Origin of the sequence: Paraburkholderia sp. GAS32, from assembly GCF_050434225.1 — a bacterium.
Classification (GTDB): Bacteria; Pseudomonadota; Gammaproteobacteria; order Burkholderiales; family Burkholderiaceae; genus Paraburkholderia; species Paraburkholderia madseniana.
Map to the genome: position 1 here is coordinate 42179 of NZ_JBNPVS010000013.1, position 20046 is coordinate 62224.

At 62.7% G+C, this 20046-nt stretch carries 21 protein-coding genes; 10 read left to right on the plus strand and 11 right to left on the minus strand.

The genetic code is table 11. The features are described from left to right. The first annotated feature begins 29 nt into the window (after positions 1-29). The 6 genes from P3T25_RS17540 (at position 30) to P3T25_RS17565 (ending at position 5605) form a co-directional block, all read left to right on the plus strand. A complete protein-coding gene (locus P3T25_RS17540; protein ID WP_429358527.1) occupies positions 30-788 on the plus strand; it encodes a chorismate--pyruvate lyase family protein in 759 nt (252 codons plus the stop codon). Further along, positions 788-1261: a DNA-deoxyinosine glycosylase gene (locus P3T25_RS17545; protein ID WP_266239387.1), complete on the plus strand. Its 474-nt coding sequence runs from the start codon at positions 788-790 to the stop codon at positions 1259-1261. Before P3T25_RS17540 ends, P3T25_RS17545 begins: the two co-directional genes overlap by 1 nt. After that, on the plus strand, positions 1258-2181 hold the full coding sequence (locus P3T25_RS17550; RefSeq protein ID WP_266239388.1) for a spermidine synthase: 924 nt from the start codon (positions 1258-1260) through the stop codon (positions 2179-2181). The genes P3T25_RS17545 and P3T25_RS17550 overlap by 4 nt, the downstream gene beginning before the upstream one ends. A gap of 385 nt (positions 2182-2566) precedes the next feature. Continuing rightward, positions 2567-2809 (plus strand): DUF3311 domain-containing protein, encoded by a 243-nt coding sequence (locus tag P3T25_RS17555; protein ID WP_154558995.1) that lies wholly within the window; start codon positions 2567-2569, stop codon positions 2807-2809. Beyond that, positions 2806-4356, plus strand: a complete 1551-nt coding sequence (mctP, locus tag P3T25_RS17560; protein ID WP_154558996.1) for a monocarboxylate uptake permease MctP — start codon at positions 2806-2808, stop codon at positions 4354-4356. The genes P3T25_RS17555 and mctP overlap by 4 nt, the downstream gene beginning before the upstream one ends. Positions 4357-4480: 124 nt before the next feature. Continuing rightward, positions 4481-5605: an FUSC family protein gene (locus tag P3T25_RS17565; protein ID WP_429358528.1), complete on the plus strand. Its 1125-nt coding sequence runs from the start codon at positions 4481-4483 to the stop codon at positions 5603-5605. Positions 5606-5740: 135 nt separating this feature from the next. On the opposite strand, the gene P3T25_RS17570 is transcribed toward P3T25_RS17565, so the two are convergent. The 5 genes from P3T25_RS17570 to P3T25_RS17590 all read right to left on the minus strand — a co-directional run bounded on the left by P3T25_RS17570 (position 5741) and on the right by P3T25_RS17590 (position 10943). Continuing rightward, complete coding sequence (locus P3T25_RS17570) at positions 5741-6160, minus strand: VOC family protein (protein WP_154558997.1); 420 nt, start codon at positions 6158-6160, stop codon at positions 5741-5743. Between the two features lie 287 nt (positions 6161-6447). Further along, positions 6448-7401 carry a transaldolase gene (tal, locus tag P3T25_RS17575; protein WP_154558998.1) on the minus strand — a complete coding sequence of 318 codons (954 nt, stop codon included), beginning with the start codon at positions 7399-7401 and terminating at the stop codon, positions 6448-6450. A 172-nt stretch (positions 7402-7573) separates the two neighbouring features. Continuing rightward, entirely contained in the window at positions 7574-8794 is a 1221-nt protein-coding gene (locus P3T25_RS17580; protein ID WP_429358529.1) for a benzoate/H(+) symporter BenE family transporter, read from the minus strand. Between the two features lie 44 nt (positions 8795-8838). Continuing rightward, positions 8839-10014, minus strand: a complete 1176-nt coding sequence (locus P3T25_RS17585) for a vWA domain-containing protein (protein WP_266239392.1) — start codon at positions 10012-10014, stop codon at positions 8839-8841. A gap of 86 nt (positions 10015-10100) precedes the next feature. Next, entirely contained in the window at positions 10101-10943 is an 843-nt protein-coding gene (locus P3T25_RS17590) for an AAA family ATPase (protein WP_054035023.1), read from the minus strand. 423 nt (positions 10944-11366) lie between these two features. Between P3T25_RS17590 and P3T25_RS17595 the strand changes: the two genes are divergently transcribed. Together P3T25_RS17595 and P3T25_RS17600 are read left to right on the plus strand one after the other, a co-directional pair. Next, a complete protein-coding gene (locus tag P3T25_RS17595; protein ID WP_154559001.1) occupies positions 11367-11735 on the plus strand; it encodes a c-type cytochrome in 369 nt (122 codons plus the stop codon). A gap of 59 nt (positions 11736-11794) precedes the next feature. Next, a complete protein-coding gene (locus tag P3T25_RS17600) occupies positions 11795-12178 on the plus strand; it encodes a c-type cytochrome (RefSeq protein ID WP_154559002.1) in 384 nt (127 codons plus the stop codon). Positions 12179-12314: 136 nt separating this feature from the next. Here P3T25_RS17600 and P3T25_RS17605 read toward each other — a convergent pair whose 3' ends face one another. From P3T25_RS17605 to rsxB, 3 genes are all read right to left on the minus strand, one after another. After that, complete coding sequence (locus tag P3T25_RS17605; RefSeq protein ID WP_154559003.1) at positions 12315-12749, minus strand: DUF1841 family protein; 435 nt, start codon at positions 12747-12749, stop codon at positions 12315-12317. A gap of 200 nt (positions 12750-12949) precedes the next feature. Next, positions 12950-13594 (minus strand): endonuclease III, encoded by a 645-nt coding sequence (nth, locus tag P3T25_RS17610; protein WP_154559004.1) that lies wholly within the window; start codon positions 13592-13594, stop codon positions 12950-12952. 20 nt (positions 13595-13614) lie between these two features. Next, positions 13615-14439: an electron transport complex subunit RsxB gene (gene rsxB, locus P3T25_RS17615; RefSeq protein ID WP_168435593.1), complete on the minus strand. Its 825-nt coding sequence runs from the start codon at positions 14437-14439 to the stop codon at positions 13615-13617. Between the two features lie 385 nt (positions 14440-14824). Between rsxB and P3T25_RS17620 the strand changes: the two genes are divergently transcribed. Beyond that, a complete protein-coding gene (locus tag P3T25_RS17620; RefSeq protein WP_429358530.1) occupies positions 14825-15457 on the plus strand; it encodes a TetR family transcriptional regulator in 633 nt (210 codons plus the stop codon). 119 nt (positions 15458-15576) lie between these two features. Here P3T25_RS17620 and P3T25_RS17625 read toward each other — a convergent pair whose 3' ends face one another. Together P3T25_RS17625 and P3T25_RS17630 are read right to left on the minus strand one after the other, a co-directional pair. Continuing rightward, positions 15577-16854 carry a polyhydroxyalkanoate depolymerase gene (locus P3T25_RS17625; protein WP_154559006.1) on the minus strand — a complete coding sequence of 426 codons (1278 nt, stop codon included), beginning with the start codon at positions 16852-16854 and terminating at the stop codon, positions 15577-15579. Positions 16855-17042: 188 nt separating this feature from the next. Next, positions 17043-18914: a glycoside hydrolase family 15 protein gene (locus P3T25_RS17630; protein ID WP_429358531.1), complete on the minus strand. Its 1872-nt coding sequence runs from the start codon at positions 18912-18914 to the stop codon at positions 17043-17045. Positions 18915-19143: 229 nt separating this feature from the next. Between P3T25_RS17630 and P3T25_RS17635 the strand changes: the two genes are divergently transcribed. After that, entirely contained in the window at positions 19144-19389 is a 246-nt protein-coding gene (locus P3T25_RS17635; protein ID WP_054035019.1) for a hypothetical protein, read from the plus strand. Positions 19390-19654: 265 nt separating this feature from the next. Here the strand turns inward: P3T25_RS17635 and P3T25_RS17640 are convergent, their stop codons facing one another. Beyond that, positions 19655-19807, minus strand: coding sequence for a DUF3096 domain-containing protein (locus P3T25_RS17640; protein ID WP_154559008.1), 153 nt, complete (start codon positions 19805-19807; stop codon positions 19655-19657). Between the last annotated feature and the right edge of the window lie 239 nt (positions 19808-20046).

Genomic DNA, 20046 nt, shown 5'->3' on the forward strand with positions numbered 1-20046 from the left:
TGACAACTGCGCCGTTATAATCCGACACCATGCCTATCCGTTTCGATGCCGCCGACGCCCACTGGCGTGTCGCGCCCTTACCCGGTTTTAGCGCCGCCCAGAAAGACTGGTTGACCCGCGGTGGATCGCTGACCGCGCATCTGCGCACGCTCGGCGCGGTTGCGGTGCGCGTGACGCGCGAAGCCGTCGCGCTGCCGTGGGCCGACGAGCACGCCGCGCTCGGCCTCGCGCCGCGTGCGCCGGTGTGGGTTCGGGAGGTGGTGTTGTCGGTCGACGGCGTGCCGTTTGTCGCGGCGCACAGCGTCGCGCCGCTGGCCGCGAGCGTCGGCGTATGGCAGGCCACGCGAAGCTTGCGCACGCGGCCGCTCGCCGAGTTGCTGTACAGCGATAGCAGTGTCGCGCGATCGTCGCTGGTGAGCCGCAGGCTGACGGCGCGTCATCCGTTGTACCGGTTGGCCGCGATTGAGATCGGTGGCGTGAGGCCGCATACGCTGGTTGCGCGTCGCTCGGTGTTCGAGCGCCACGGCGCGCCCTTGATGGTCACCGAGTGCATGTTGCCGGCGCTATGGGCGCGTCTGGCGTCTTCGGCCAGCACACCGTCTGCGTATTCAGCCTCCCCCCACGTTCACGCGCCGCAGCGTACTCATGTGCGTGAACATGGCCGGCCGCTCGAGCATACGGCGTCGCGCGCTCATGGTGCGCCGCGTGCGGAGCAAGAACACCTTTCCGAACGGGGTGCGCGTGAATCCGGGCACGCGCCGACATCGGACCGTAAGGAAAAGCGCTGATGCTCCGCGGCTTTCCTCCCGTCGTTGCGGCGGATACACACACGCTGATTCTCGGCAGCTTTCCTGGCGAAGCGTCGCTGGCCGCTACACAGTATTACGCGCATCCGCGCAACCAGTTCTGGCGTTTGCTCGGCACGGTGCTCGACGAACCGCTTCCCGAACTCGCCTATGAAGAACGGCTACCGCGTTTGCTATCGCACGGCATCGGCGTGTGGGACGTGCTCGCCGCCTGCGAGCGCGAAGGCAGTCTCGACGCCGCGATCCGCAATGCCAACCCCAACGATTTTGCAACGCTCCGCGCCCACGCGCCGTTGTTGAAGAAAGTCTGCTTCAACGGCAAGACGGCGGGCCGCTTTGCGCCGGTGATCGGCGAAGCGGGCTACGCCACCCTCGTATTGCCTTCGTCGAGTCCGGCGAATGCTATGCTCTCGTTCGACCAAAAATTGCGTCTCTGGCGCGACATCCTTACATGACGAAATTGATCAGGCGCGCCTCGGCTGAAGCCCGTGCTTTCCGCAACAAAGACGCTGACGCAGGCGACACCACGCTGAACAAACAGAAAGCAGTGCGCAATAAAAAGCGCGCGCTGCATGACGATGACCTGCACGACGCGCCGCAAATCGAAGCGCCGCGCAAGCCGCGTTTCGCACCGGTTACGTTCTCGGAAGAGGGCGGCGTGCGCTTCCTGCACTTCGGCACGGAATGGGTGCAAGGCGCAATGCGTCTGCGTAAGCCGGATCACATCGAACTCGAATACGCGCAGCAGATGATGGCCTGGTTGCTGTTCATCGAAACGCCCAAGCGAATCGTCCAGCTCGGTCTCGGCGCCGCCGCACTGACCAAATTTGCCCACCGGTTTCTGAAGCGCGCCAAAGTCGAAGCGGTCGAATTGAACCCGGCCGTGGTCGTGGCCGCGCGCACGATGTTCGAACTGCCGCACGACGACGTCCGTCTGACCGTGCACGAAATGGACGCGTGGGACTTCGTCAACGACCGCGCCAACCACGGCACGATCGGCGCGTTGCAGATCGACGTCTACGATGCCACCGCGCGTGGCCCGGTGCTCGACAGCGTCGGCTTCTACCGCGCGGTGCGCGCGTGCCTGACCGAGGCGGGCGTGGTGACGGTGAACCTGTTTGGGGACCATCCGAGCTTCGTGCGCAACATGAAGCGCCTGAACGAAGCTTTCGACGGCCGCGTGGTCGCGCTGCCGGAAGTGCATGACGGCAACCGCATCGCCATCGCGTTCTCGGGCCCGGCGCTCGACGTGCCGTTCACGACGCTGCAAGCGCGTGCGAAGCTGATCGAAGCGGAACTCGGCTTGCCGGCGCGCAAGTGGATCAAGGGTCTGCAGGAATCGACCGGACAGAACGGCAGTTCGTTCTCGATCTGATGTGAGAATGGGTCGGGCCGCTTGAGGCCGCTTGAGGCTGGTTCGACCCAGGCTTCCCGTTGCGCTGGTACGACGGTTTCCCAACCGCTTCTCCAGTACATTGCACGGCCGGTTCGATTCCGTGGATACCCAGCACGCATGTCGACGATCGGCGACCCAGCCCCCGCGTCAAGCCGCCTCGCGCCCACCCCTCATCTCTGCTAAACCGCCGCCCGGCGCGTCCCAGCGGCACATTTGCGCCTCGGGTCGTCCCTGCTTGACCGGACGTTCTCGGCTCCTATACTCTTTCGAAGCTTTCGGGGTACCCGTGGCCTACCTGCGACGGGACATCCACCACCCGTCCACACACGGGCCAACATTTCAATAATAGGGAAGAGGAGACGTCATGGCTCACGACGCCGACGCGAACAAGGCCAGCAAGCACTGGCTCTGGTTGCTGCTGTTGCCCTGGATCGCAATGATCTGGGTGCCGTCATATAACAAGGTCGAACCGCAACTGTTCGATTTTCCGTTCTTCTACTGGTACCAACTGCTGTGGGTGTTGATCAGCGCGATCATCACGGCGCTCGTGTACTTCAAGACCAAGACCCGCTCGACGGGCAGCTCGCAAGGGGGCGCACAACAATGAACGCCACCGCAACTTTCGTCTTCGTCCTGTTTTTTATTGGCGTCACCATTCTCGGCTTTGTCGCGGCCCACTGGCGCAAGGGCGACCTGGCCCATCTGGAAGAGTGGGGCCTCGGCGGCCGGCGCTTCGGCACCATCGTCACGTGGTTCCTGCTGGGCGGCGACCTGTACACCGCTTACACCTTCATCGCCGTGCCGGCCCTGGTGTTCGGTGCGGGCGCAACGGGTTTCTTCGCGCTGCCGTACACGATCCTGATCTATCCGTTCGCGTTCGTCGTGTTCCCGAAACTGTGGAGCATCGCCAAACGTCAGGGTTATGTGACATCGGCCGACTTCGTCTCGGCTCGCTATGGCAGCCGCATGCTGGCACTGGCGATCGCCGTGACCGGCATTGTCGCGACGATGCCGTACATCGCGCTGCAACTGGTCGGTATCGAAGTGGTGATCGGCGCGCTGGGTTTCGACACCAAGGGCTTCGTCGGCGATCTGCCGCTGATCATCGCGTTCGCGATTCTGGCGGCTTACACGTACACGTCGGGCCTGCGCGCGCCGGCCATGATCGCGGTCGTCAAGGACGTGCTGATCTATGTCGTGATCTTTGCCGCGGTCATCGTGATTCCGCCGCAACTGGGCGGCTTCGGTCATATCTTCAGCGTGGTGCCGCCGGCCAAGCTGCTGCTGAAGGCACCGGACGTGTCGAGCCTGAACGGCTACAGCGCGTACGCGACGCTTGCGGTGGGCTCGGCGCTCGCGCTGTTCCTGTATCCGCACTCGATCACCGCGGTGCTGTCGTCGAAGTCGGGTAACACGATCCGCCGCAACATGGCGATGCTGCCGGCCTACTCGCTGGTGCTCGGTCTGCTCGCGCTGCTGGGCTTCATGGCTCTGGCTTCGGGCGTGAAGGACATGCCGGAATTCGCGCCGTACTTCAAGGCGTTCGGCCCGAACTTCGCGGTGCCGGCGCTGTTCCTGCACTTCTTCCCGTCGTGGTTCGTCGGCGTGGCCTTCGCGGCGATCGGTATTGGCGCGCTGGTGCCGGCGGCGATCATGTCGATTGCGGCAGCGAACCTGTACACGCGGAACATCCACAAGGAGTTCGTGAACCGCAATATGTCGCATGAGCAGGAGACCAACGTCGCGAAGCTGGTGTCGCTGATCGTCAAGGTCGGCGCCGTCGCGTTCATTCTCGGTCTGCCGCTCACGTACGCGATTCAGCTGCAACTGCTGGGCGGCATCTGGATCATCCAGACACTGCCGGCGATCGTGCTGGGTCTCTACACGCGTGTGCTCGACTACCGCGGCCTCCTGATCGGCTGGGCGGTCGGCATCGCAACCGGCACGTGGATGGCGATTTCGCTGAAGCTGGCGAGTTCGATCTTCACGATTCACCTGTTCGGCATGGCGATTCCGGGCTACGCGGCGGTGTGGTCGCTGATCGTCAACCTGGTGGTGTCGGTCGTGGTGAGCCTGCTGGTGCGCATGTTCGGCATGCAGCGCGCCGAGGACCGTACCCGTCCGGAAGATTATCTGGACGTGGTCGAAGGCTAAGTCAGCCGTTCCAGTTCGCCGGAAAAGCAACGCCCGCAGACAAAAGTTTGCGGGCGTTTGTCTTTCCGGAGCACTCCAGGGCACGATAGCGGAACCGTCCTTCAAAGCGTCCTTCGCGCGAGCCATGGCTTCTGCCGATTCCCCCCGTGTCGTTGTTCGCCGCTCGGCCATTAGCCGCATGGTGCGCACGATCACGTCGCCGTACTACCGCTATCGCCACGCGAAGGTGCTGCATAGCCTGCGCGTCGGCGTCGCGATGCTGGTGTCGATTCTCGCGACCACCGGTATCAACATTCCTCACGGCATCTGGTCGTCGGTGACCCTGCTGGTGGTGATCGGCGGCTTGCAACATCACGGCAATATCCGCAAGAAGGCTGCCGACCGGGCGGCGGGAACGCTGCTCGGCGCGGTGATCGGGCTTCTGCTCATCCTGACGCAGAATCTGACCGGGTCGCTGCCGCTCACCTATGTGCTGATGTCGATCGTCGCGGGGATCTGCGCATGGTTCGCGATCGGTTCGTCGGGGTATATCGGTCTCTTGACGGCGATCACGATGTGCATCGTCGCGGGCCATGGCGACAATCTGATCGACGTCGGTCTATGGCGCACGCTGAACGTGCTGATCGGCATTGTAATCGCGCTGGCGTTTTCGTTCGTGTTGCCGCTGCACGCGACTTATTCGTGGCGTTACGGGATCGCCGACAATCTGCGGGCCTGCGCGCAGATTTACACCCGTCTGCTGGAAGGGGACACGATCAACGAGGACGAACAGGTCAAACGCTTCCTCGCGATCAACAAGCGGTTGGTTCAGCTGCGCTCGCTGATGCCTTCGGTGGCGAAGGAGATCGATGTGCCGCAGGCCCGGCTCGAGGAGATCCAGCGGCTGCACCGTTCGGTGCTCAGTTCGCTGGAATTGCTGGCGATCGGCCCGCTGATGCGCGCCGATGCCGCGGCGCGCGCTGCGTATGTGCGGGCGTGCGACGTTGAGGTGCTTGCCGTGCGCGGCATCCTGCTGGCAATGGCGCGCGGCCTGCGCTTTGGCCGCGCGACGCACTTCGGCATTCCGGCCGCGTCGCCGCTTGCTCAGGCGCATGGCGACGCGGCGCTAGAATTGCCGCCCGACTTGCAGGGGCCGTATTGGCTCGGGCAGCGCTTAGCCGAACAGGTGGAGCGGTTGCGCGCCTTGTTGCTGGAGACCGAGCCGAACTGGGACATCGAGCGGCGTTCGCCCGTTTTGCAGAAGGCTTAGCTTTTCACGTTGTTCGGGTGAGCCGGTGTGGCGGCCTGACAGGCTGCGGCTACATACAGTACGGCGGCTGCATGGTTACGGCGATCGCGTCGGCACACCGCCTCAGCCGCAACCATGCAGCCTTGCATGACGCGCTCAGGCATCCGGCAGCGTCACCATCCACGCGAGACCGAAGCGGTCCACCACCATCCCGAAGCCCTTGCTCCAGAAGGTGGCTTGCCACGGCATCGTCACCGAACCGCCGTCGGCCAGCGCGTTGAAATATTTCTCGCCCGACTCGGCGTCGTCAGCCGTCAGCGAGAGGCTGAAGCCGCTGAACGTGGCCTGCGGGTCGCAGTGGCCGTCGGAGGCCATCCAGTTGGTCGAGCCGAGCTTGATCGTGGCGTGCATGATCTTTTCTTCCAGACCGGGGCGCGGCTGGTTCTCCGGGTCGGCGCTGGGCGGCGCGTCCTTGTAGCGCATCAGTAGCAATACCTCGGCGCCGAGCTTCTCTGTGTAGTACTTGAGCGCTTCTTCACAGCGTCCGTTGAAAAATACGTAAGGCTGAACGTACATGATCGTCTCCCGGGATATGGATCAGCGGCGCCGCGCTCCTTCGGCAAATGGTATCGAGGGGCGGGCGTGCAGACGATTGTAGTCGTCCGTTGGGGCAGCAATTGTGACTTTATTTCGTAAGAAGCAGTGGCGCGGACAGGTATCGGATGTGCGGTTGTAAACGGCACGCGGCCCTGAACCGGATGGCTCAGGGCCGCGTATTCAACCGGATGCGCAACCAGGCTCGCCAATAAGTGCGCGACCTCGTGTGCAGCCGCGTACTCAAGCGGCCAAGACTAAGCCGAAGCCTAACGCAGCGCTTCGATCATCTTTTCCAGCTTGACGGCGTCTGCCGCGAACGCGCGGATGCCTTCAGCGAGCTTTTCGGTCGCCATCGCTTCGTCGTTGACGAGGAAACGGAACGACGATTCGTCGACCGGCACGCGTTCGATGTCCACGCCTTTGCCCATTTCAGGCGACAGCTTGCGCTCGACCGGCTCGGTGCTCTCCTGCAGCTTTTGCAGCAGATCCGGGCTGATGGTCAGCAGATCGCAGCCGGCCAGTTCCAGAATCTGGCCCGGGGTGCGGAAGCTCGCGCCCATCACCTCGGTCTTGTAGCCGAACTTCTTGTAGTACGCGTAAATGCGGCGCACCGATTTGACGCCCGGATCGTTGGCGCCGCCGTCTTTCGCTTCGTCCCACGCGCTGCCGGCGTTCTTCTTGTACCAGTCGTAGATACGGCCGACAAACGGCGAGATCAGTTGCGCACCCGCTTCGGCACAGGCGGCGGCCTGCGCGAGCGAGAACAACAGCGTCATGTTGCAGTGGATGCCTTCCTTTTGCAGCACTTCGGCGGCGCGGATGCCTTCCCACGTGGAGGCCAGCTTGATCAACACGCGTTCGCGGCCGATGCCGTGTTCTTTGTACAGGGCGATCAGCTCGCGGCCCTTGGCGATCGACGCTTCGGTGTCGAACGACAGGCGTGCATCCACTTCGGTCGACACACGACCCGGGATGATCTTGAGAATTTCGGTGCCGAATGCGATCAGCAACTGGTCGATGATTGCGCCGACCGGCTTCGACGCATGCGCCTTCACGGTCTTTTCGAGCAGCGGCTTGTAGTCGTCTTTCTGGACGGCTTTCAGAATCAGCGACGGATTGGTGGTCGCGTCCTGCGGCTTGTACTGGGCAAGCTGCTGGAAGTCGCCGGTATCGGCCACGACGGTGGTGTATTGCTTGAGTTGGTCGAGTGCGGTTGTCATGTTCGAGCCTTCATGGCGCGCGTGCGCCGTGGTTCAGGAGAAATGAGATCGCCACCGGAGGGAAAAGACAAACCGTTCCGGTGGCCGCGGGTCACGCTGCAGCGTTTGCCCGTCATGTTGCCGGGGAATTTTGACGGAAAGCGCTGCCGGATGCTTCTATTCTATGGCGGATTCAGGCGCGCCGGGCGTTCAGCACCAGTTGAGTCAGTACGCCCGCCACCAGCCCCCAGAACGCCGAGCCGATCGACAGCAGGGTGAGGCCGGAGGCCGTCACCATGAACGTCACCAGCGCCGCTTCGCGCTGCTTCAGGTCCTGCATGGCGTTGGCGAGGCCGCTCATGATCGAGCCGAACAGCGCCAACGCCGCAACGGAGACCACCAGCGCCTTCGGCAAGGCGGCGAACAGTGCGGCGATGGTCGCGCCGAAAATCCCGGCAATCAGATAGAAAATACCGCACCAGACTGCCGCGGTGTAACGCTTGTCGCGGTTTTCGTGCGCTTCGGGGCCGGTACAGATCGCCGCTGTGATCGCCGCAAGATTGATGCCGTGCGAGCCGAACGGCGCGAGCAGCAGCGAGGCGATGCCGGTCGTCGAAATCAGCGGCGCGGATGGCGTGGTGTAGCCGTCCGCGCGCAGCACGGCGATGCCCGGCACGTTCTGCGACGCCATCGCGACGACGAAAAGCGGAATGCCGATGCTGATGCCCGCCGCGACCGAAAACACCGGCATCGTGAACACCGGGTGGGCGAGCGCGACGTGAAAGCGGCTGAAGTCGAGCAGCCCGAGCCCACCGGCGAGCGCCGTGCCGACGACCAGCGTCGTCACGATCGCATAGCGCGGCGCGAGGCGTTTGACGATCAAATAGGTGAAGAACATCGCCAGCACGAGCGCGGTCTGGAACTGCGCCGCGCGGAAAATTTCAATGCCGATCTCGAACAGAATGCCCGCCAGCAAAGCCGAAGCGATGCCTGCCGGGATTTTCTTCATCAGCGTGTCGAACCAGCCGGTCAGGCCGACCAGGGTCAGCAACACCGCGCAGACGATGAACGCGCCGATCGCCTCAGGGTAGGTCACATGCGGCAGCGACGACACCAGCAGCGCCGCGCCGGGCGTCGACCAGGCAATCACGATCGGTGCGCGAAAGCGCAGTGAAAGGCCGATCGTGCAGACGGCCATGCCGATCGACAATGCCCAGATCCACGACGAAATCTGCGCATCGGTGAGATGGGCGGCCTGGCCGGCCTGGAACATCAGCACGAGCGAACTGGTGTAGCCCGTCATCATCGCGACGAAGCCGGCGACGAGGGCGGACAAGGACGTATCGGCAAACGGTCTGAGCGGCCCGGGGTGTACGTCGGCAGGGGACAAAACGGGCGATGAAGACTGACTCATGCAGAAACTTTCTTATAGTTGGAGAAAAACGTGAACCGACCTGATTACTTGCTCAACATGCGCATCGCCGTTTCGAGTCCGGCGAGGGTGAGCGGATACATGCGATGACCGAGCACTTCCCGGATCGCGCTGACCGACTGCCGGTACGCCCACAAACCTTCCGGCTCCGGATTGAGCCACGCGTAATGCGGGAAATGATCGGCGAGGCGGCGCAGCCACACGGCGCCGGCTTCGGCGTTGTTGTATTCGACCGAGCCGCCCGGTTGCAGCACTTCATAGGGGCTCATGGTCGCGTCGCCGACGAAGATCAGCTTGTAGTCGGGCGTGAACTTGTGCAGCAGGTCCCACGTCGGCATGCGTTCGGCGTGACGGCGGCGATTGTTCTTCCACAGGAAGTCGTACACACAGTTGTGGAAGTAATAGAACTCGAGATGCTTGAATTCGGCCTTGGCGGCGGAAAAGAGCTCTTCGGTACGCTTGATGTGATCGTCCATCGAGCCGCCCACGTCGAGCAGCATCAGCACTTTCACCTTGTTGTGCCGCTCCGGCACCATCTTCAGGTCGAGCCAGCCGGCGTTCGCGGCGGTGCTGCGGATCGTGTCGGGCAGATCGAGCTCTTCGGCCGCGCCCTCGCGTGCGAAACGGCGCAGGCGGCGCAGGGCGATCTTGATGTTGCGTGTGCCGATTTCGACCTGGTCGTCGTAGTCGCGATAGGCGCGCGCTTCCCACACCTTCACCGCGGTGCGGTTGCCCGCCGCGTCGCCGCCGATGCGCACGCCCTCAGGGTTATAGCCGCCGTTGCCGAACGGCGAGGTGCCGCCCGTGCCGATCCATTTGTTGCCGCCTTCGTGGCGCTCTTTCTGTTCGTCGAACAGCTCCTTCAGGCGCTCCATCAGCTTGTCGAGGCCGCCCATCGCTTCGATCTGCGCTTTTTCTTCGGGCGACAGGTCGCGTTGCAGCTTCTTCTTGAGCCAGTCGAGCGGGACGTCGAAGGCGAGCTCCGAGACTTGCGCGACGCCGTTGAAATACGCGCCGAACGCCTGGTCGAACTTGTCGAAATACTGCTCGTCCTTGACCAGCGTGATGCGTGCGAGATAGTAGAACTCGTCGAGCGACGGCGCGATCACATTGGCTTTGAGCGCTTCGAGCAGCGTCAGGTATTCCTTCACCGACACCGGCAGTTTGGCCGCGCGCAGCGAGTAGAAGAAGTCGATCAGCATGCTGTGTCCTCGGCGGCGGTGAGTGGGCGATGCGCCGCGCTCATCAACGGGTATTCGCGATCAATCAACGGTTCGTTAACGGTTCATCAACGGTTGTTGCGGTTCATGAAGATCAGCCGCTCGAACAGGCTCACGTCCTGCTCGTTCTTCAGGAGCGCGCCGTGCAGCGGCGGGATGATCTGCTTCTGGTCGGACGAGCGCAGCGCTTCGGGCGGAATGTCCTCGGCGAGCAGCAGCTTCAGCCAGTCGAGCAGTTCCGACGTGGACGGTTTCTTCTTCAGACCGGCGACGTTGCGCAACTCGAAGAAGCTCTGCATCGCCGCGGCAAGCAGTTCCTTCTTGATGCCGGGGTAGTGCACCTCGACGATCTGCTGCATGGTCACCGGGTCGGGGAATTTGATGTAGTGGAAAAAGCAGCGGCGCAGAAACGCGTCCGGCAGTTCCTTCTCGTTGTTCGACGTGATGATCACGAGCGGGCGCTTTTTGGCGCGGATCAGCTCGTGGGTCTCGTACACGTAGAACTCCATGCGGTCGAGTTCGCGCAGCAGGTCGTTCGGGAATTCGATGTCGGCCTTGTCGATCTCGTCGATCAGGAGCACCGTCTGCTCCTCCGACTCGAACGCCTGCCACAACACACCCTTGACGATGTAGTTGCGGATGTCCTTGACACGCTCGTCGCCGAGCTGCGAATCGCGCAGGCGCGACACCGCGTCGTACTCGTACAGGCCTTGCTGGGCCTTGGTGGTGGACTTGATATGCCACTGCAATAGCGGCATGCCGAGCGCGGCGGCGACCTCTTCGGCGAGCATGGTTTTGCCGGTGCCGGGTTCGCCCTTGATCAGCAACGGGCGCTTCAGCGTCATCGCGGCGTTGACCGCGAGCTTGAGGTCGTCGGTGGCGACGTATTGCGATGAGCCTTCAAAACGCATGGCGAGATGCTCTTTTTTGGGAAAAAACCCAGTATAAGTCAGAAGGCCTGTTGGGCTGAATCAGCCTGGCGTAAGGTGTCACCCGCGGTGCTGGACGCCGGTTCACGTGCCTATGCGGCGTTCGCGAGCAGTCCGTTCGCCCTGCGTGCCCGGTGGGCGGGCGCGCAGGGCGTCGTGGGCCGGGCGGGCGGTGCGTAGCGGGCGGCACGAAGCCATGCGGAACCGGCGTGGCGGAGCAAAATGGCGCCAGCCGTGGTTTTGCGGCGGCCGGATACGCCTCTCGCCCCGCGCGGTGGACGTTCGGCGCGGCGTCGCGGTACAATTAGCCCGATTTTTTTGGCCTGCGTGGCTACCCTATAAGAATAACGGCGCGGGCCGTTGCCTTTTCGGGCGCCCGTTTCCCCTCAAGCCAGGTTACATGCTATGAATAAATTCGTCGGCAAACACGTCGTGATCGCAGCGCTGTCGGTGCTCGCGGGCTATGCGGCCAGTGCGCAGGCAGCGGATGTCGTCGGCAACGCGAAGGCGGGCCAAGGCAAGGTCGCGATGTGTATTGGCTGCCACGGCATCCCTGAATACCGCACGGCATACCCTGAGGTCTACCGCGTGCCCATGCTCGGCGGCCAGAATCAGGCATACCTCGAGAACGCCATGCACGGCTACAAGAAGGGCGACCGCCACTTCGAAACGATGCGCGCAATCACCGCGTCGCTGTCGGATCAGGACATCGCCGACATCGCTGCCTACTACGCAGCGCAAAATTCCTCTTCGAAGAGCAATCCCGACAAGTGATCGGCTGCGGTCATCCAACCGGTCACTCGGCTATTTATATTCGCGGGATAGGAGAATTCATGAATAAGCCCCAACAGGCACTCCACACGGTGTTCAAGGCTGCATGCGCGTCGGCGGCAGTCATCGGTCTGGTTGCAGCGAACGTCGCGCACGCCGCAGACGCCGGCAACGGCAAGGTGCTGGCAGACAGCCACAACTGCGCGGCTTGCCACGGCGTCAACCTGAACAAGCCGGTGAGCCCGGAATATCCGAAGCTCGCCGGTCAGCACTCAGACTATGTCTACTGGGCGCTGCGCCAGTATCAGATGGGCAACGGCAACCCGCACCTCGGTCGCAACAACGCGATCATGCAGGCGCAGGTACAAAGCCTGTCGCAAAGCGACATGAAAGACATCGCCGCCTACATCGAATCGCTGGACGGTGCGCTGGTGCAGAAGAAGTAATCGCACTGCGCTGTTTTCAGAATGAACGACACCCCGCTTCGGCGGGGTGTCGTGCTTTTGGGGCTGGGGTTTGGTGCCGGGCCAAGTTCCGCGGGCGTGCTGGCAACCGCTGGCCGCCATAGTCGACCGGATTGCCTCAGTCCCGCGTGGCGCGCCGCTCGATGCGCTGCAAATACGCGTCCGTGTCCGGCGGGGTGCCGGTGCGTTGCGCCTCCCAGATGGTTTCGCCGAGGCAATCCATGATCGCGTGCTGTGCCTCATGGGTCGAGCCGAGCCGGGCAGCAAGCCGCTCGTGCGCCGCGCGAATGCCCGGCGGCTGGTCGATCGACAACTGTTCGGTGATCGCCAGATGCATCGACAGATGCAGGAACGGGTTGGTCTGGCCGCGTTCGGGCGAGTAGTCCTGCGCCTGGGCGGTTTCCGTGCTGGTGAGATCGGCGTGATATTCCGGATGCTCGACGATCCAGTCGGCAGCGATCGCTTCGAGCGGTGTCAGAATCTCGCCTTGACGCTGCTTGCGCCAGGTGTCGGTGAAAAATTGGCGGACTTCGTCGCGGCTGGGATTGAACATCGTGGGAACGGTGCGTTGGGTGTGAGGCGGGTTGGAAGGGGGTGATTTTACGCCGACGCAGGGCGGCTTGCTGGCGGCGCGTCAACGGACCGAAGCGCGGCGGCGGCCGCGGACGCACTGAGTGCGTGCCGCGTACGCGCCGGACCAACGCGCCACGGCGATGCGGCGTCTGCTCGTGCGCTCGCCGAACGGTATCGCCCTCAAAGATCCGGCGGCGGCGTCTTGGGCCGGAATTCGCATAGCGGCTCGATCACGCAGTGCCAGCATTCCGGACGGCGCGCTTTGCATACATAGCGGCCATGCAGAATTAGCCAATGGTGGGCATCCTGCTTGAACTCGGTGGGCGTGAATTTCTCCAGCGCCGCTTCGACCGCGCGCACGTCTTTGCCAGGCGCGAGCCCGGTTCGATTCGCAACCCGAAAGATATGCGTATCGACAGCGATGGTCGGATGACCGAACGCCGTGTTCAGGATCACGTTCGCCGTTTTACGGCCGACCCCCGGCAAGCTTTCGAGCGCCTCACGATCCTCCGGTACTTCGCCGCCGTACTGGTCGAGCAGAATGCGGCAGGTTGCGATCACATTCTTCGCCTTGGTCCGATAGAGGCCAATTGTCTTGATGTAGCCGGCAACCCCTTCCTCGCCAAGGTCGAAGACCTTCTGCGGTGTGTTCGCGACCGGGAACATCTTGCGCATTGCCTTGTTCACCGACACGTCGGTGGCTTGCGCGGACAGCAGCACGGCAATCAGCAGTTCGAACGGTGTGGTGTACTCGAGCTCGGTCGTGGGATGCGGGTTGAGACTCTGAAGCGTCTCGTAGATGGCGCGGCGTTTGTTCGCGTTCATGCGCAGCGTAGAGTTAAGGGTTAGCGCTTCTTTGGCGGAGTGTCGGTGTTGTCCGCAGCGAGTCCGAGACGGCGGCGGCGTGCTTCGGCGGCATCGATCTGCGCCTGCACGTCGGCGCTGACGCGCTCGGTGTTCTGCGGACCTTGGCCCTTGGCGGCCAACTCTTCTTTCTTCTGGCGTGCACGCTCGAGCGCGGCCTGGATGATCGCGCGTTTCTTCGCTTCGGCGGAGTCCGCTGCAGGCGCGGCGGGTGCTGCTGCGGCACCGGTTTCCATCACCTGAGCGGGCGCGCTGCTGACCGCTCGCCGCGCTGCAGCACGCGCCTCCGCAGCTTCGCGTTCGCGTGCGAGACGGGCTTCACGCCGGTTGTGGCGCTCGCGCGCAGCGTCGGCCTGGCTCTGGCTCCATGCGTCCCAGCCCGTTGCTTCGCCCGTGACCGGCGGCATCGCAATGCAGTCGACCGGGCAGGGGGGCACGCACAGGTCACAACCGGTACAGAGCTCGGCGATCACCGTGTGCATCTGTTTCGGTGCACCAACTATTGCATCGACCGGACAGGCCTGCATGCACAGCGTGCAGCCGATGCAAACTTGTTCGTCGATAACCGCCAACGGGCGCGGCCGTTCGACGCCGTTGGCGGAATTGAGCGGGATCACCGGCTTGCCGAGCAGTGCGGCAAGGCGCGCGATGCCTTCGGCACCACCCGGCGGGCACTGGTTGTAGTTGGCTTCGCCATGGGCGACGGCTTCGGCATACGGGCGGCAGGCGGGATAGCCGCACTTCGTGCATTGCGTTTGGGGCAGCAGATCTTCGATGCGGTCTGCGAGTGTTCTGGAATCGGTCACGGTCACGACGTTGGGGCTTGCCTCGTGGCCGCACGGCGTGCCGTGCGCGGATTAGGGAAAACACGCGGCAGGCCGGGGCAACACAAAAGCGCTGCGAAAGCGCGCAAACACGCGCCAATATAGGCAAATACAGACACGAATAGAGGCGCGAATTTGTGCAACTGAGGCTGCAACTAAGCGCAAGCGCTGGGCTTGAACTAAATAGCACATTATCGCCGATTTCCCCAATTGCCATCCGCAATCCATGTGCCATAATCGAAGCGCTTTTTCGAAAGACCGCATAAGGGTGTTCCCCCAACCAGCCCGTTCAGTGCTGTCGGTGCAAGGCCCGAGGAGAGGCCGGCGGCGCGATCCGGATAACGCGGCTCACGAAGACGATGCCACCATGAATCAGCCGAAAATCAAAAGAGATCCTGAAGGCACGCGGCGCCGCATTCTGCTTGCGGCGGCCGAAGAGTTTGCAAATGGAGGGTTGTTCGGCGCACGCGTCGATCAGATTGCCCGCCGCGCGGAAACTAATGAACGCATGCTCTATTACTACTTCGGTAGCAAGGAGCAGCTTTTCACTGCTGTACTCGAGCACGCATTCAGCGCGCTCAATGAAGCGGAACGAACGCTCGAACTGAACGGTGTCGCACCGGTCGAGGCGGTGACACGTCTCGCGCATTTTGTTTGGGATTACTACCGCGATCATCCCGAGTTACTGCGTCTCGTCAATAACGAGAACCTGCATGAGGCACGCTACATGCAGAAGTCCACGCGCATCCGCGAAATGATTTCGCCGATTGTCGCCACGCTCGGCGGCATTCTTGAGCGGGGTCAACGCGCGGGGCTGTTTCGCACCAACGTCGATCCGCTGCGCTTTTACGTGACGCTGTCCGGCATGGGCTACTACATCGTGTCGAACCGCTTCACGCTCGAGGCGACACTCGGCCGCGATTTCAGCACTGCGGGCGAACGCAGCGAACTCATTCAGATGAACACCGAGTTGCTGCTTGCGTATCTGTTGCGGAAGTAAGCTGCAGCGCGATCGCGCATCGACCGCATAAGAAGCGACGAAAAAGCGGCAAAACAGGCGTCAGAAACGACAACGGCCTCTGAAGAAGAGGCCGTTGTTTATCTCTGCGCGCGGGGTGCTCAGGCTTCGACTTTTTCCTTCGCTACCTTCGGCGCCTTGTTGTGCTCGAGGATGAAGTCGCGCAACTGCGGATAGATGATGGTGCGCCAGCGGCGGCCCGAGAAAATGCCGTAGTGGCCGCATTTTTCCGCGGTGAAGTGACGCTTGTTCTTCTCCGGAATGCCGCTGCACAACTCTTGCGCAGCGAACGTCTGACCGTCCCCGGAGATATCGTCCAGCTCGCCTTCGATCGTGAAGAGCGCGGTCTTCGTGATGTCCTGCGGGCGTACACGCTCGCCGGCGACGTCCCACGTGCCTTCGGCCAGGCTGAAGTCCTGGAACACCACGCGGATCGTGTCGAGGTAATAGTCCGCGTCCATGTCGAGTACGGCGTTGTACTCGTCGTAGAAGCGGCGATGCGCTTCCGCGTCGTCTTCGTCGCCGCGCAGCAGGCTCTGGTAGAAGTCCCAGTGCGAAGCTGCGTGGCGCTCAGGATTCATCGCGACGAAGCCGGTGTGCTGCAGGAAGCCCGGGTAAACCTTGCGACCCACGCCCGGGTAGCTCGGCGGCACCGTGAAGATCACGTTGTTTTCGAACCATTCGTACGAGTGCTGCGTGGCGAGCGAGTTGACCGAGGTCGGGCTCTTACGCGCGTCGATCGGGCCGCCCATCATGGTCATGGTGCGCGGCGTGTCTTCGCCGCGGCTCGCCATCAGCGAAATGGCGGCGAGCACCGGGACGGTGGGCTGGCATACCGAGATCACATGCAGATTCTTCGCGCCGATGTGGCGGATGAATTCCTGGATGTAAGCGATGTAATCGTCGAGGTGAAACTCGCCTTCTTCGAGCGGCACCATGCGTGCATCGATCCAGTCGGTCAGGTAGACCTTGTGGTCTTGCAGCAACGTGCGCACGGTATCGCGCAGGAGCGTGGCGTGGTGCCCTGACAACGGTGCGCACACCAGCACGACCGGCTCATCTTTCAATTGGGTAACAGCGTCACTGTCGTCCGCGAAACGCTTGAAGCGCATCAGGCGGCAAAACGGTTTTTCGATGATCGTTTGTTCGATGATCGGAATGTTGTGACCGTCTTTGACAATTTGATGAAGGTTGAACTCAGGCTTTTCGTAATCTTTGCCAAGCCGGTAGAGCAGTTCGTAACCGGCTGAGAGGCGTGTGGCACCGGGCACATAGGCTAACGGGCTGGCGGGATTCGCGAACGATTTCGACGCAGCCTGGGCCCAGGCGGTAAGGGGGCTCAACATCGCCCGTTGGAATTCGTGCAGTTGGTAGAGCATGGGTGCTCCGTTTAAGCGGTTCGCATGGGGCTTGGCAAACACGCGTGTGGCGTTGCGGCAGGCCGTATTGGTTGTAGGCACATTGATTTTCGGCCAACAGTCTGCTCGATCATACTGAACAAAGCGTACTTGTGCAATGCAGCAATTTGCGTGCGGGCTGCGCGCAAACTGTCATTAAATCATGGTACTTACGATGCCGCCGCGCCGCTATCCGGGGTTGCCGCAGCCTCAAGTTCCTCTGTCATGGTGCCGTTATGCGGTGGCTGCCCGGTCGCCTGGGCCATCGCCTGTTCGTGCTTCATCAGGTTCAGGCCGGTGTGCACCAGCGCCACATGCGAAAACGCTTGCGGGAAATTACCGACCAGGCGTTTCGCGGTCGGATCGTACTCTTCCGCCAGCAGACCGACGTCGTTGCAGAGGCCGAGCAGCCGTTCGTACATTGCGACGGCTTCATCGATGCGGCCTTGCAGCGCCAGGTTGTCCACCATCCAGAACGAGCACGCGAGGAAGGTGCCTTCGCCAGGCGGCAGACCGTCGTCGTATTCAGTGGTGCGGTAGCGCATCACGAAGCCGTCGTGCATCAAGTCCTTTTCGATCGCCGCCACCGTGCCCTTGACGCGCGGATCCGTCGGCGGGAGGAAGCCGACCAACGGCATCAGCAGTACGCTCGCATCGAGCTGATCGCTGCCGTAGGACTGGGAGAACGCATTAAGCGCCGGATTCCACGCCTTCGCGCAGACTTCCGCGTGGATTGTCGCGCGGGTTGCGCGCCATTCATCGAGTGGGCCTTCCAGCTTGAACATTTCGGCGGAGCGGATGGCGCGGTCGTAGGCGACCCACGCCATCACCTTGGAGAAGGTGAAGTGCTGGCGGCCGCCACGGGTTTCCCAGATGCCTTCGTCCGGCTCTTGCCAGATCGTGTCGAGATGGCTGAGCAACGCGCGCTGCACGTTCCATGCGGTGTCGTCCGCCTGCAGGCCGCCGACGCGCGCGAGATGCAGCGCGTTCATCACTTCGCCGTAGACGTCGAGCTGGCGCTGCCCGACCGCGTTGTTGCCGATCCGCACGGGTTTGGCGTCCTGATAACCCGGCAGCCAGTCGATTTCGAATTCGGGCAGGCGCCGCTCGCCGGCGATCCCGTACATGATCTGCAATTGATCCGGCGCGCCGGCCATCACGCGGCCCAGCCAGCTACGCCATGCGCGGGCTTCGTCGTAGTAGCCGCCGCGCATCATCGCGAGCAGCGTGATGGTGGCGTCGCGCAGCCAGCAATAGCGGTAGTCCCAGTTGCGCGTGCCGCCCAACTGTTCCGGCAGCGACGTGGTGGGCGCGGCGACGATGCCGCCGGTCGGCTCGTACGCCAGCGCCTTCAGCGTAATCAGCGAGCGGCGGATCTGCGCGGCCCATTTGCCTTCGACCGTGCTGCGCGCCGACCATTCGAGCCAATGGTTCTCGGTGCGGGCAAGCGACGTGTGCGGATCGCGTCCCGGCGGAATGCGCAGATGCGAAGCCGCATAGGCCAGCGAAAACGGCACGCGCTCGCCTTCGCTTACCGTGAACTCCGCGACGGTCTTCATGTTTTCGCCGCGCAGCTCGACCGGCGTGCGCAGCACCGCGGTGTCCGGGCCGACGATTGCCTTGATGCCGCTATCGTGCTTCAGGCGATCCACCCATGGAATCGAAAAACCGTAGTCGAAGCGCAGCACCAGTTCCATCTGCATGCGCACCGTGCCGCGTTTGCCGACCACGATCCGCACCATCTCCGACCAGCCGTTGCCCGGCGGCATGAAGTCGATCAGCGTGACTGCGCCTTCGGGCGTTTCGAAATCGGTTTCCAGAACCAGCGTCTCGCCGCGATAACGGCGCGTGATCGTGGGTGGCGTATCGGAGACTGGCGAAATCAGCCAGCGGCCGTTGTCGGGCGTGCCGAGCAGGGCGGCGAAGCACGCGCCGGAGTCGAAGCGTGGCCAGCAGAGCCAGTCGACCGAACCCTCGCGGGAGACGAGCGCGGCAGTGTGGCCGTCGCCGATGAGCGCATAGTCTTCGATGAGTGCGGGCATGGGGGAGCGTGTCTGTTTTAGGCGAGGCGAAGGCCGCCGCGCTGGGGGTCATTGTGTTACCGGACCCGCGCGATGCGTTTTGGTTCAGCGCGCAATGCGGCAAAACGCGGGTTGGTAATTGTCAAATCACTGCCTACAATCAATTTTCATGCCGATGCTCGGAGTTCGCCGGATCATGCGTCGGCCTTGCCCATGGCGCATGCAAAAGCCGTTTTCGAGGACCCAAGCAATGCTGAACCCGTCGAAATCCGATTGCATCACAATTCTCTCCGCCGCCAGCGAACTGGCTGACGATTCGATGTTGCCGCTCGAACATGGCCGGCTGGGCCTGAGCCGCAACGGAATGCTGGCTGCGGCGGCCTTTCTGATCGAACGGGCCTGCTTCCGCCGTCATCAGGAAGGTGACGGCCATTATGCCGTCGGCGGATTGTCGTTGCAGGGCCGTTTGCGGCTGGATCAGCTTTCGAACGGCTGACCGTTTCTCCGTTTCTGCCTTTCTCCATTGCGCGGGCTCGCGCAATGCGGCTGTCCGCAGTTGTCTCGCATCTGGCGCATTGCGTCCGATGCGAATCTGTCGCGCCCGTACCGCTTCGCTGTGCCACGTGTTGCATTGCCACAGCCGCTATCAGTACGCGCGCCATATCCCGCACCGGCCCCCCGTTCGTGCGAGACATTTCCGGGCCGGCACTGCGCCCGGTCGTGCGTCCCTTCTTGCAGCTTCCATGGCTGACTGCCGTCGCCTAGAAGTGCGACGACCCCATGCCGAAGATCCCAATGATGCCGATGATGATCAGATAGAGCGCGACGATGTAGTTCAACAGGCGCGGCATGACGAGAATCAGAATGCCGGCGATCAACGAAACCAGCGGGCCCAGGCTGAGTGTGACGTTCATGAAAACTCCGTAGTGTGAGATGGGTGAGACGCGGTTGAAAAAAACGCCCCGTCAGGCGGGACAATTGCTAAGCATGAACCGGCAGGCCGGCCAGCCGAACGCGGCCCGGCCTACGCGGCCCTCCGGATTCGCTGCATGATCCGACGCAACGCTTTTATACTTGCCTCGACAAAACAATTCGACCGATTGCGCGGCAGACCAGAGACACCATTACAACCGAATAACCGATGAAGAGGAGG

What these genes read in the sequence shown, in the direction of transcription:
- P3T25_RS17600 (WP_154559002.1), top strand. Translation starts at nt 11,795, where the DNA reads ATGAATAAGCCCCAACAGGCACTCCACACGGTGTTCAAGGCTGCATGC.
- P3T25_RS17640 (WP_154559008.1), bottom strand. Translation starts at nt 19,807, where the DNA reads ATGAACGTCACACTCAGCCTGGGCCCGCTGGTTTCGTTGATCGCCGGC.
- mctP (WP_154558996.1), top strand. Translation starts at nt 2,806, where the DNA reads ATGAACGCCACCGCAACTTTCGTCTTCGTCCTGTTTTTTATTGGCGTC.
- P3T25_RS17620 (WP_429358530.1), top strand. Translation starts at nt 14,825, where the DNA reads ATGAATCAGCCGAAAATCAAAAGAGATCCTGAAGGCACGCGGCGCCGC.
- P3T25_RS17630 (WP_429358531.1), bottom strand. Translation starts at nt 18,914, where the DNA reads ATGCCCGCACTCATCGAAGACTATGCGCTCATCGGCGACGGCCACACT.
- tal (WP_154558998.1), bottom strand. Translation starts at nt 7,401, where the DNA reads ATGACAACCGCACTCGACCAACTCAAGCAATACACCACCGTCGTGGCC.
- P3T25_RS17545 (WP_266239387.1), top strand. Translation starts at nt 788, where the DNA reads ATGCTCCGCGGCTTTCCTCCCGTCGTTGCGGCGGATACACACACGCTG.
- P3T25_RS17585 (WP_266239392.1), bottom strand. Translation starts at nt 10,014, where the DNA reads ATGCTGATCGACTTCTTCTACTCGCTGCGCGCGGCCAAACTGCCGGTG.
- P3T25_RS17625 (WP_154559006.1), bottom strand. Translation starts at nt 16,854, where the DNA reads ATGCTCTACCAACTGCACGAATTCCAACGGGCGATGTTGAGCCCCCTT.
- nth (WP_154559004.1), bottom strand. Translation starts at nt 13,594, where the DNA reads ATGAACGCGAACAAACGCCGCGCCATCTACGAGACGCTTCAGAGTCTC.
- P3T25_RS17595 (WP_154559001.1), top strand. Translation starts at nt 11,367, where the DNA reads ATGAATAAATTCGTCGGCAAACACGTCGTGATCGCAGCGCTGTCGGTG.
- P3T25_RS17565 (WP_429358528.1), top strand. Translation starts at nt 4,481, where the DNA reads ATGGCTTCTGCCGATTCCCCCCGTGTCGTTGTTCGCCGCTCGGCCATT.
- P3T25_RS17635 (WP_054035019.1), top strand. Translation starts at nt 19,144, where the DNA reads ATGCTGAACCCGTCGAAATCCGATTGCATCACAATTCTCTCCGCCGCC.
- P3T25_RS17605 (WP_154559003.1), bottom strand. Translation starts at nt 12,749, where the DNA reads ATGTTCAATCCCAGCCGCGACGAAGTCCGCCAATTTTTCACCGACACC.
- P3T25_RS17570 (WP_154558997.1), bottom strand. Translation starts at nt 6,160, where the DNA reads ATGTACGTTCAGCCTTACGTATTTTTCAACGGACGCTGTGAAGAAGCG.
- P3T25_RS17540 (WP_429358527.1), top strand. Translation starts at nt 30, where the DNA reads ATGCCTATCCGTTTCGATGCCGCCGACGCCCACTGGCGTGTCGCGCCC.
- P3T25_RS17555 (WP_154558995.1), top strand. Translation starts at nt 2,567, where the DNA reads ATGGCTCACGACGCCGACGCGAACAAGGCCAGCAAGCACTGGCTCTGG.
- P3T25_RS17590 (WP_054035023.1), bottom strand. Translation starts at nt 10,943, where the DNA reads ATGCGTTTTGAAGGCTCATCGCAATACGTCGCCACCGACGACCTCAAG.
- P3T25_RS17550 (WP_266239388.1), top strand. Translation starts at nt 1,258, where the DNA reads ATGACGAAATTGATCAGGCGCGCCTCGGCTGAAGCCCGTGCTTTCCGC.
- P3T25_RS17580 (WP_429358529.1), bottom strand. Translation starts at nt 8,794, where the DNA reads ATGAGTCAGTCTTCATCGCCCGTTTTGTCCCCTGCCGACGTACACCCC.